The organism is Pseudomonas sp. RG1 (assembly GCF_025910115.1).
Lineage (GTDB): Bacteria > Pseudomonadota > Gammaproteobacteria > Pseudomonadales > Pseudomonadaceae > Aquipseudomonas > Aquipseudomonas atacamensis.
Genome location: NZ_JAPCIK010000018.1, coordinates 163,791 through 174,889, shown reverse-complemented (window position 1 = coordinate 174,889; position 11,099 = coordinate 163,791). Strand labels below are relative to the sequence as shown.

General features: G+C 60.1%; 9 protein-coding genes. 8 read left to right on the top strand and 1 reads right to left on the bottom strand.

Features of this window, described 5'->3' with window-relative positions:
• Positions 1 to 56 precede the first annotated feature (56 nt).
• Positions 57 to 1,130 carry a diguanylate cyclase gene (locus OK411_RS11390; protein ID WP_264364895.1) on the bottom strand — a complete coding sequence of 358 codons (1,074 nt, stop codon included), beginning with the start codon at positions 1,128 to 1,130 and terminating at the stop codon, positions 57 to 59.
• Between the two features lie 188 nt (positions 1,131 to 1,318).
• Between OK411_RS11390 and OK411_RS11385 the strand changes: the two genes are divergently transcribed.
• From OK411_RS11385 to OK411_RS11350, 8 genes are all read left to right on the top strand, one after another.
• Positions 1,319 to 2,773, top strand: a complete 1,455-nt coding sequence (locus OK411_RS11385; RefSeq protein ID WP_264364894.1) for a flavin-containing monooxygenase — start codon at positions 1,319 to 1,321, stop codon at positions 2,771 to 2,773.
• A gap of 21 nt (positions 2,774 to 2,794) precedes the next feature.
• The gene (locus OK411_RS11380) at positions 2,795 to 3,721 is read left to right on the top strand and encodes an alpha/beta fold hydrolase (protein ID WP_016774118.1); all 927 of its coding nucleotides are present in this window, start codon (positions 2,795 to 2,797) and stop codon (positions 3,719 to 3,721) included.
• Between the two features lie 163 nt (positions 3,722 to 3,884).
• A complete protein-coding gene (gene glcD, locus OK411_RS11375) occupies positions 3,885 to 5,384 on the top strand; it encodes a glycolate oxidase subunit GlcD (protein WP_264364893.1) in 1,500 nt (499 codons plus the stop codon).
• A complete protein-coding gene (glcE, locus tag OK411_RS11370) occupies positions 5,384 to 6,433 on the top strand; it encodes a glycolate oxidase subunit GlcE (RefSeq protein ID WP_264364892.1) in 1,050 nt (349 codons plus the stop codon). Before glcD ends, glcE begins: the two co-directional genes overlap by 1 nt.
• A gap of 2 nt (positions 6,434 to 6,435) precedes the next feature.
• On the top strand, positions 6,436 to 7,656 hold the full coding sequence (gene glcF / locus OK411_RS11365) for a glycolate oxidase subunit GlcF (RefSeq protein ID WP_217879730.1): 1,221 nt from the start codon (positions 6,436 to 6,438) through the stop codon (positions 7,654 to 7,656).
• A gap of 88 nt (positions 7,657 to 7,744) precedes the next feature.
• Positions 7,745 to 9,124 (top strand): VOC family protein, encoded by a 1,380-nt coding sequence (locus OK411_RS11360; RefSeq protein ID WP_264364891.1) that lies wholly within the window; start codon positions 7,745 to 7,747, stop codon positions 9,122 to 9,124.
• A gap of 175 nt (positions 9,125 to 9,299) precedes the next feature.
• Entirely contained in the window at positions 9,300 to 9,842 is a 543-nt protein-coding gene (locus OK411_RS11355) for a hypothetical protein (RefSeq protein ID WP_148046964.1), read from the top strand.
• Between the two features lie 175 nt (positions 9,843 to 10,017).
• Positions 10,018 to 11,028: a DUF6708 domain-containing protein gene (locus OK411_RS11350; protein WP_264364890.1), complete on the top strand. Its 1,011-nt coding sequence runs from the start codon at positions 10,018 to 10,020 to the stop codon at positions 11,026 to 11,028.
• The last annotated feature ends 71 nt before the right edge of the window (positions 11,029 to 11,099 follow it).

The following is an 11,099-nucleotide window of genomic DNA, read 5'->3' as shown; positions in this document are numbered from 1 at the left end:
GCCCGCCCGGGGGGGGGCCCGCCCCGCCCCGCTCCCACAGGCATCAGCAACCCTCGTCAAACCGAATCCAGCAGCGCCTGCCTCGGCTTGTTGTCGCTGTTGCAAATCACCCGATTGCGCCCACTGGCCTTGGCTTCGTACAACGCCTGATCGGCCTCATCCAGCCAACGCGTGGCGTCGGCATGGCTCGGGTCGTAGGCGGCCAGGCCAATGCTCAGACTGACCTTCAACGCCGGGTTCTGCTCGTAGCCCATCACCGCGAAGCGCTCGCGCAAGGCTTCCATGGCCTGAGCGGCATTGAACAGCGGCAGCTCCGGCAGGATCACGCAGAACTCATCCCCGCCATAGCGCCCGGCCACGTCCGTGGCGCGCAGATTCTGTTTGAGCAGTTTGCTCAACTGGCGCAGGACGATATCGCCGGCGACATGGCCGTAGGTGTCATTGATCGCCTTGAAGTGATCGATGTCGATCAAGGCTATTGCCGCGCCCTGCTGCTGGCGTTTGCAGCGCTGGAACGCGAGGTTCAGTTGATCCTTCCACGCGCCGTGATTGAGCAGGCCGGTCAGGCTGTCGGTGCGACTCAACGCCAACAGCTCACGCTTGTGCCGACCGAGGGTCGAGGCCTGGCGAAAGCAGATCCAGCCCAGCGCCAGCGGATACAGCAACAGCAGCGGCAAACAGGCGTACAACTGCAGCGGCGTTGTTGGCGGGATGAACGTCGGCGCAAACACCACCAGCCCCACGCCCATACCGAATAGCTGTGCCGCCGTGCCCGCCAGCAAAAAACGCCCGCCACCGATGGCGACGTTGTTCATCGCCATCATCGAAATCGTGGTAGCGCTGGGCAAGGGATTGAACTGCATGGCGGCGACCCAGAAGCCGCCCATGAATGCATCGATCAGCAAATTGCGGTGTTCGGCGCGAAACGGCACGCTCGAGCTTCGCGCCCATAGAAAGGCCAGATGCGGCCAGACCAGGCCGTTGAACAGCATCAGGCCCCACACCCACAGCGGCGGATCGAGCGCGTGCATCGCCACGCTGACACACATCAGCCCGAGCAGCAGCCCGAACACCCGCGACCTGTACAGCCTCCTGGCCAGTGAAAGTCCCTTTCCTCGCGTATTTCCCATAAGGGCCTCGACCGCGCGATGCATGGTTACATCCCGACAAGGATGTGTCCGGAGTCTATCAGGGCGCCGTTAAATAGCCATCACCGGCCAGCGGCCTGAATAGAGCGCTATCAGCGCCGCACGCGCGGCCCAGAGTTGGCTATAAATGAAAGAGGGGAAATGGAAAAACAACTATAAAAAGGGGGCACATGCATACCTACGCTGTGTTGATCATCGGCAGCGGTTTCGGCGGCCAGTGCGCGGCGGTCAACCTGCTCAAGGCCGGAATCGACGACTTTCGCATTCTCGAGCGACGCGACTTCTTCGGCGGCACCTGGTGCCAGAACACCTACCCCGGCGCAGCAGTGGACGTGCCGTCGCCGCTGTATTCGCTGTCATTCGCACCCTACCGCTGGTCGCAGATGTTCGCCGAACAGGCGGAACTGCGTCGCTACACCGAACAGGTGATCGAGCAGTTCGGTTTACGCGAGCGCGTGGAACTGGGGGCGGATGTCGAGCGCGTCGAGTGGGACGAAGCGGAAAAGCGTTGGTTGGTGCACACCCGCGCCAGAGGTACTTTCCGAACCCAATTCCTGATCAATGCTTCCGGGCCGTTGAGTCAGCCGGTCATCCCCAACTTTCCTGGGATGGATCGCTTTCTAGGCAAGACTTTTCATACAAATAACTGGGACCACAGCTACGACTATCGCGGTAAACGCGTGGCGATCGTCGGCAGCGGTGCCAGCGCAGCCCAAGTGATCCCGGCGATTGCAACCCAGGTCGAACATCTGCATGTGTTCCAACGCACGCCGCATTGGGTGCTGCCGCGTGCCGATCGCAAATTCGGCCGTTTCCAGCGCTGGCTGCTTGGCCTGAAGCCGGCGTACAAGCTGCTGCGCTGGCTGATCTACTGGCAATTCGAAACCCGGGTGATCGCTTTCAAATACTCGAGACCGGCGATTCACCTGGTCCAGCAACATGCGCTGCGTTTTCTCAAACGTCAGGTTCCGGACCCGCTGCTGCGGCAGAAACTCACCCCGGACTTCACCATCGGCTGCAAACGCGTTTTGGTCTCCAGCACGTACTACCCGGCGCTGAGCCGCGCCAACGTCACGTTGCACAGTCGCGAGCACGGCATCGCTTCGATCGACGAAAGCGGGATCAATACCGTGGACGGCGAGCATCTCGATGTTGATCTGATCGTCTGGTCCACCGGTTACGACGCCACCGACGGGGTGATTTCCTACCCGGTCAGCGGTAAAAACGCGGTGCAACTCAGAGATGTCTGGGCCGAATACCCGCGCGCCTACCTCGGCACCAGCCTGCCGGACTTCCCCAACCTGTTCATCGTCACCGGGCCGAACACCGGCATTGGCCACACTTCGGCGCTGTTCATCATCGAATCGCAGATGAACTACATCCTCGACTGCATCCGCACCGTGCGGGCCAAAGGCCTGCGCAGCATCGAAGTGCGCCGTGACGCAGAACGTACCTACACTGCAATGATCCACCGGGAAATGCAGCGCACGGTGTGGAAGTCCGGTGGTTGCCACAGTTGGTACCAGAGCAAGAGCGGTCATGTGATCGCGATGTTTCCCGGCTTCAGTTTCAGCTATCACCTGCTGACCCGGGCGCTGAAACCGGCAGACCATATTTTGTCCTGAACACGTAAAAGGAAAACGTCGATGCTTTTGCTGTTTGTCGCACTCGCGGTTTTCGTGGCCTGGAGCTGGTTGAGTTACCCGGCGGTCGGCCATTGGTTGTACAACCTGGCCATGGCCAGCGAGGCCAGGTTGTACAAATTGCACAAGATCGAAGTGCCGATCGCCGAGATGACCGTGTCGACCTGGCAAGGCGGGCCGTACGAGGCGTCCAGCGCGATCCTGATGCTGCACGGCTTCAGCGCCGACAAAAACCTCTGGCTGCGCTGCGCCCGGCACTTCGTCCGTCAGTATCGGGTGATCATTCCGGATCTGGCCGGCCACGGTGAGACTGGCTTCAAGGCTGGCGGCGGTTACGACATTGCGGTTCAGGCCAAACGCATGATTCAACTGCTCGACGTCTGCGGCGTGGAGAAAGTCCACGTCATCGGCAACTCCATGGGCGGCTACATTGCCGCGTGGCTGGCGGCGACCTATCCGGAGCGAATCGCCTCGCTGGCATTGATCGACCCGGCCGGCGTCACCGCACCGGAGCCAAGCGACATGGAGCGCCACCTGGCGCGCGGGCACAATCCATTCCTGATCAATTCCCGCGAAGAATTTCAGCGTTTCTACGCGATGACCATGGAGTCGCCGCCGTGGGTGCCGAAGCTGGTGCTGGACGCCGTCGCCCAGCGCTATGAGCAACAACGTGACGAGCTCGAAGAAATCTTCCGCGACTTCCGCGCCAGCCCGCCGATGGAGCCGAAACTGGCCGAGATCAAATGTCCGGCGCTGTTGCTGTGGGGGCGCAAGGATCGCCTGATCGACGTCAGCAGCGTGCCGGTGTGGAGCAAAGGCATCGCCAATCTCGAAGTGGATGTGTGGGATCACGTCGGGCACATGCCGATGGTCGAACAGCCGGGAAATACCGCGCGGCTGTACGGGGAATTTCTGGAACGACAGCGATGAAGATGGATATTCGCAATGCCCCAGGTGGCGCAACTGATCGTTCCCATGCTCTGCGTGGGAATGCCTCAGGGGACGCTCTGCGTCCAGTGACGCAGAGCGTCACGGGCTACATTCCCACGCAGAGCGTGGGAACGATCAGCGGAGACAGAAGGTTGGCGTTCCCATGAACATCCTTTACGACGAACGCCTCGACGGTCCGTTGCCCGAGGTGAACAAGGGCGAATTGCTCAAGGCCCTGCAACAAGCCCTGCCGGACCTGGACATCCTCTGGCGCGAAGATGAACTCAAACCCTACGAATGCGACGGCCTCTCCGCCTACCGCACCACGCCGATGCTGGTCGCCCTGCCCCGGCGTCTGGAGCAAGTGCAAACCCTGCTGAAACACTGCCATCAGAACAACGTGCCCGTGGTCGCGCGGGGTGCCGGTACGGGATTGTCCGGCGGCGCGCTGCCACTGGAAAAAGGCCTGTTGCTGGTGATGGCGCGGTTCAACAGCATCCTGCACATCGACCCCGCTGCACGTATCGCGCGGGTTCAGCCGGGGGTGCGCAATCTTGCTATCTCCCAGGCGGCGGCCCCGTTCGGCCTGTATTACGCTCCGGATCCGTCATCGCAGATCGCCTGTTCGATCGGCGGCAACGTCGCGGAAAACGCTGGTGGCGTGCATTGCCTCAAGTACGGCCTGACCGTGCACAACGTGCTGAAAATCGAAGTGCTGACCATCGAGGGCGAACGTCTGACGCTGGGTTCCGAGGCGCTTGATTCAGCCGGTTTTGACCTGCTCGCCTTGTTCACCGGCTCCGAAGGCCTGCTGGGGATCATCACCGAAGTCACGGTGAAGTTGTTGCCTAAGCCGCAAGTCGCCAAGGTCCTGCTCGGCAGTTTCGATTCAGTGGAAAAGGCCGGCCGCGCGGTTGCCGAAATCATCGCTGCCGGGATCATTCCGGGTGGTCTGGAAATGATGGACAACCTGGCCATTCGCGCCGCCGAAGACTTTATCCACGCCGGTTACCCGGTCGACGCCGAGGCGATTCTGTTGTGCGAACTCGACGGCGTCGAAGCCGACGTGCACGACGATTGCCAGCGCGTACGGGAAGTCATGACAGCGGCCGGCGCCACCGAGGTGCGCCAGGCCCAGGACGAGGCTGAACGCGTGCATTTCTGGGCCGGGCGCAAAAATGCCTTCCCGGCGATAGGTAGATTGTCGCCGGATTATTACTGCATGGACGGCACCATCCCGCGCCGCGAATTGCCCGCTGTGCTGCAAGGTATCGCCAGCCTCGGCGAGGAATATGGCTTGCGCGTGGCCAATGTGTTCCATGCCGGCGACGGCAACATGCATCCGCTGATCCTGTTTGATGCCAACCAACCGGGGGAGCTGCATCGCGCCGAGGCACTGGGCGGCAAGATCCTTGAATTGTGCGTGAAAGTCGGCGGCAGCATCACCGGCGAGCACGGCGTCGGTCGCGAGAAAATCAATCAGATGTGCGCGCAGTTCAACAGCGACGAGCTACTGCTGTTTCATGCGGTGAAAGCCGCGTTCGATCCGCAGGGCCTGCTCAATCCCGGCAAGAACATTCCGACCCTGCATCGCTGCGCCGAATTCGGCGCGATGCACATTCACGCCGGGCAACTGCCCTTCCCCGAGCTGGAGCGATTCTGATGGCTGATTTCGATGCCGCCAACGCCCTGCTCGATCAGGTCAACGCCGCGCGGGCCAATGCCACACCGCTGAAGATTCAGGGCGGCAACAGCAAGGCGTTTCTCGGTCGCGAGGTGGCCGGCGAAGTGCTCGACACCCGTGCTCATCGCGGCATCGTTCAATACGATCCGACCGAACTGGTGGTCACCGCACGTGCCGGTACGCCGTTGTCCGAGCTGCTCGCGGCGCTGGATGACGCCAGGCAAATGTTGCCCTGCGAACCGCCATCCTTTGCCGACAGCGCCACGGTCGGCGGCATGGTCGCCACGGGACTGTCCGGACCTCGCCGGCCGTGGTCCGGCTCGGTGCGCGACTTCGTTCTCGGCACGCGGGTGATCACCGGCCTCGGTCAGCATCTGCGCTTCGGTGGAGAAGTGATGAAGAACGTCGCCGGTTATGACCTGTCGCGGCTGATGGCCGGCAGTTTCGGTTGCCTCGGCGTGCTGACTGAAGTGTCGCTGAAAGTCCTGCCGAAACCGCGCCAGTGCCTGAGCATCCGCCTCGATATCGACTGCGCTCGGGCCTTGAGCAAACTTGCCGAATGGGGCCAGCAACCGCTGCCGATCAGCGCCGCTTGCCACGATGGCCGGAGCCTGTACCTGCGCCTGGAAGGTGGCGAAGGTTCGGTGACGGCGGCGCATCAACGCCTCGGCGGCGAGCCGCTGGATTCGGGTTTCTGGCGCGACCTCAACGAACAGCGCCTGAGTTTTTTCGACGAAGGTTTGCCGCTGTGGCGCCTGTCATTGCCGAACAACCTCGGCCCGCTTGAGCTGCCCGGCGAGCAACTGATCGATTGGGCCGGTGCGCAACGCTGGGTGAAATCCGAAAGCGCTGAGATTCACGCACTCGCCCATTCCTTGGGCGGCCATGCAACGTGCTTTACCCACGGCGCCACGGATTCGCCGTTCCAACCCTTGGCGCCAACCCTGCTGCGCTACCACCGGCAACTCAAGGCGCAACTCGACCCGCAAGGGCTGTTCAACCCCGGGCGAATGTACGCGGAGGTCTAGCCATGCAAACCACCCTCAGCGAGCAATCGCGGCAATTGCCCCGCGCTGGCGAAGCGGAAAAGATCCTGCGCACCTGCGTGCATTGCGGTTTCTGCAACGCGACATGCCCGACGTATCAATTGCTCGGCGATGAGCTCGATGGGCCGCGCGGGCGCATTTACCTGATCAAGCAAGTGCTGGAAGGCGCACCGGCCACCGAGCAGACGCAACTGCATCTGGATCGTTGCCTGTCGTGCCGCAACTGCGAAACCACCTGCCCATCCGGCGTCGATTATCACAACCTGCTCGACATCGGCCGTGCGGTGGTCGACAGCGCGGTGCCACGCCCGGCCGCCCAGCGCTTGCTGCGCGAAGGCTTGCGCGCGTTGGCGCCGAATCCGGCTGTGTTCAAAGGCTTGCTGCGCATGGGCGCGACCTTTCGGCCTCTGCTGCCGCGCCTGCTGGAAAGCAAACTGCCGCAGCGCTTGGGTGTTATGGGGTCGCGCCCTGCTCCTAGGCATGCGCGCCGGGTGTTGTTGCTCGAAGGTTGCGTGCAACCGGGTCTGTCGCCGAATACCAATGACGCAACGGCGCGGGTGCTTGATCGTTTGGGCATCAGCGTCACTCCGGTGAGCGAGGCCGGTTGCTGCGGCGCTCTCGACTATCACCTCGACGCTCAGGGCAAAGGTCTCGACCGCGCTCGGCAGAACATCGACGCCTGGTGGCCGCATCTGCAGAACGGCGCCGAAGCCATCGTGCAGACGGCCAGCGGTTGCGGCGCGTTCATCAAAGATTACGGGCATTTGCTTGCGGACGATCCGGTCTATGCCGACAAGGCTCGGCAGATCAGCGAAATGACTCGGGATCTGGTGCAAGTCATCGCGCAGGAACCGCTGGAACAGGTCTGCGCCGCCAGCGAACGACGCATCGCCGTGCATTGCCCGTGCACTTTGCAGCACGCACTGAAACTCGGCGGCGCGGTGGAAGCAATGCTGACCCGACTCGGCTTCAACCTCACGCCAGTGCCCGACGGCCATTTGTGCTGCGGCTCGGCGGGCACTTACTCGCTGACGCAACCGGTGCTGGCGCGGCAACTGCGTGACCATCGACTCAACGCCCTGGAAAGCGGCCGGCCCGAGTTGATCGTCACTTCCAACGTGGGCTGTCAGAGCCATCTGGCGAGCGCCGGGCGCACGCCGGTCAGGCACTGGATCGAACTGGTGGATCAGTCGTTGGCAGAATGAAGTTCGTAGGATTCTTCGTTTGCCCGCCTGGGCGAAGGCTGCGATCTTTTCCGGCATCCATTTCGTCACCGTGGCAGGAATTTTTTTCATGACCGTGCAGCCGTTCGTCAGCCCCGACCTGATCCGCCAACGCTTCTCCCGAGCGATGTCCGACATGTACCGCGAAGAGGTGCCGCTGTACGGCGCGCTGATGGAACTGGTGGAGAAAACCAATCGCGAAGTGCTGGCAGGTCAGCCAGACATCGCCGGGCAACTCAAGCGCACCGGCGAAATCGATCGGTTGGACATGGAACGCCACGGCGCCATCCGCGTCGGCACCGCAAGCGAGCTGGCTACCCTCGCCCGCCTGTTCGCGGTGATGGGCATGCAGCCAGTGGGTTATTACGACCTGACTCCGGCGGGTGTGCCGGTGCATTCAACGGCGTTTCGCGCGGTGCATGAAGAAGCGCTGCAGGTCAGCCCGTTTCGCGTGTTTACCTCGTTGCTGCGCCTGGAGCTGATTGAAGACGCTGAATTGCGTTCGTTTGCCGAGTCGGTACTGGCCCGTCGTTCGATTTTTACTGAAGAGGCGTTGCGCCTGATTGAACAGGCGGAAACGGCAGGCGGACTGAATGAAGCGGAGGCCGTGGAATTCGTCCGACAGGCACTGGAGACTTTTCGCTGGCACCACAGAGCCACGGTCAGCGCCGCGCAATACCAGAAACTCAGCGCCCAGCACCGCTTGGTCGCCGATGTCGTTGCGTTCAAAGGCCCGCACATCAACCACCTGACCCCTCGCACGCTGGACATCGACACCGTGCAGGAGCAGATGCCTGCCCATGGCATCACACCCAAAGCGGTGATCGAAGGCCCACCGCGCCGCGACTGCCCGATCCTGCTGCGCCAGACCAGCTTCAAAGCGCTGGACGAGCCGATCGCCTTCACCGATCAGCCCGAAACCCGTGGCAGCCACAGCGCGCGTTTCGGCGAAATCGAACAACGCGGCGCTGCCCTCACGCCCAAGGGTCGAGCGCTGTATGACCGCTTGTTGAATGCCGCTCGCGATGAACTGGGCGACTTCCCCAATGAAGCCAATGCCGCACGCTACGACGCGCTGATGACTCAGCACTTTGCGGAATTTCCTGACAGCATCGAGGGCATCCGCGAACAGGGGCTGGCGTACTTTCGTTATTTCGCTACGGAAAAGGGCTTGGCCGCTGAAGGACTTGGTGAGTCGTCCCTGGAGGACTTGCTGCGCGATGGCTATGTGAAAGCGGAGCCGCTGGTGTACGAAGATTTCCTGCCGGTGAGCGCAGCGGGGATTTTTCAGTCGAACCTCGGCGATTCTGCGCAGACGCATTACGGCGAACACTCCAATCGACAGGCTTTCGAACAGGCGCTGGGGCGTTCGACCATTGATGAGCTGGGGTTGTATGCCGAGACGCAACGGCGGTCGATTGAGGAGTGTTTGACCCGACTCGCGCGTTAAACATTAAAAGATCGCAGCCTACGCCTGCTCCTACAGGGGAAACGCATTCCAAATGTAGGAGCTGCCGCAGGCTGCGATCTTTTGATCTGAAGCTATGAGGCAATCTTTGCCTCTGGACGACTTGCAAAAATGGATGGAGTCCAGCGTCTGGGGGAACAAAACTAAGAATCGCAGCATGCAGGACGAATGGAACGAACTGGCAAAGGTCGTGCAAAAACCTACTTGTGAAATGATTCGCGATGCCAAGCAGACCTATCTGAAGTTTATAATTCCAGGCGTTAGCACGCAGGAAATGGATACTCGAAAATTGCAATTGAAAGCGTACCAGCAATATCGCGATGCTCCAAAGAAAGGGGGTTACGCGCCCGGCCCTTTTCCCTTGAGATGGCGGGAGTGCACGACAACCTGGATTAGTCGATTAGTCGTAGCCAGTAAAGGCAGCGAAGCGTTGACAATTCATTTGCCGATCAGTGACTCATTGCAGACCACAGATTTTTCCTTGGCATTGACCATCGCTTATCAATTGGAAGCTGAACGTGACGTAATGCACGAAACCTGCTTTGTGCTGCGTGACCTGCATATTGTTAGCTCACCTTATAGGCGCGATCCAACGCGCGGTGTCTTTAAGCTTGATTCTGCTGACTCGTTGCCGATTGGCACAAGTAAATCCCAATTCATATTGTTCAAAAAAGAAGATTTGGGGACCATCGATGCTTAAAAGCCTTTTCAAGCGCGGCGCTAAATTCACTACTTCTGAAGCCGCAGCGGACATCCGTAGCGAGAGGCCAAGGGCTGGAGAAGTCCGCGTCCGTGGAATGAATGAAACTCTGTTTCTATCGCCATTACCGGTCTATACAGGGCAAACTCAATCCTCTCGCCGGAATTTTTCAGGGATGAACGAAGTATTCCTGGAACTCGGTGGAAGTAATTGGGGAATGGTTGAACAAGGAAAAGTACTTGCCGCTGGAATTTGGATGGCATTGACGACAGCATTCATTGCTCCGGTGCTTATCTGTGCTTGGCTCGCACTTTTCAGCCCTCACGGAATAGATCGAAGGTTCGTCGACCTAATTGGTGACTCGTTACTGGTTTTTGCTAGCGGCTCTCTACTGTTTATTCTCCCTCTTGGTGCGTACTTATACGGAATGCTCTCCGGCGTCTTTAAAGCAGCAAAAACCTACCCCGTCCGCTTCAACCGCCAACGCCGCGAAGTCTGCTACATCGACAGCAAAACCCGCCGCGTCCTCATCGTACCTTGGGAAAGCGTCGTCGCCTGGGTCTCCAACACTCAGGGCGTGACCAGTTATGGCGCTACTCGCCAGTACACGTTCGGCATGGGTCTGGAGGATGAGGAGCAGGACAAAGGGCAATTCCTCCTGCTACCACAACCCAGCGATGCACATGCTTTAGGGATGTGGACTTCAATTCGTAATTACATGGAAGACGGTCAGCTGGTAGATGCTCCAAACCCGATGCTCAAGGCACTGGGTTTGACTCCATCCGGTGATCGGCTCAAACCGTACGAAGGCCTACACACTTTTGAAATCGAACGCGAAGACGCACGCGCGATGGGGTCGCTGGACGAGGGTGGCGACGAACTGACGCCCGAGCAGCGCGAGCATTACGGTTACTCGAAAAAATCCCGTTGGCCACTGCGCCGCTGGTACATGTGGCGCGTGCTGAGCTTCTGGAAGATGCCTTACATGCTAGCCGAATGGGCGCATCGCAAAGGGCGGCCTACCCTTCCGGAGCAAGTGCAGACATGGTCTGAGGCGTTGCCACCAGAGCAATGGGCCAAGCCCACCGCTGCATTGGTGAAAGCCAATCAAATGGTCAAGACTGCCATGGACAAAAAAGGCACCACGTTCGTCGAAGCGTGCAAAGCGGCGGGTTTGCATGGATGAAATGTGAGCAACCAAGTTCGTCTATTTCTTTGGATTTTTAACATCTGTTAAAACGTAAAGCCGATTTTTTT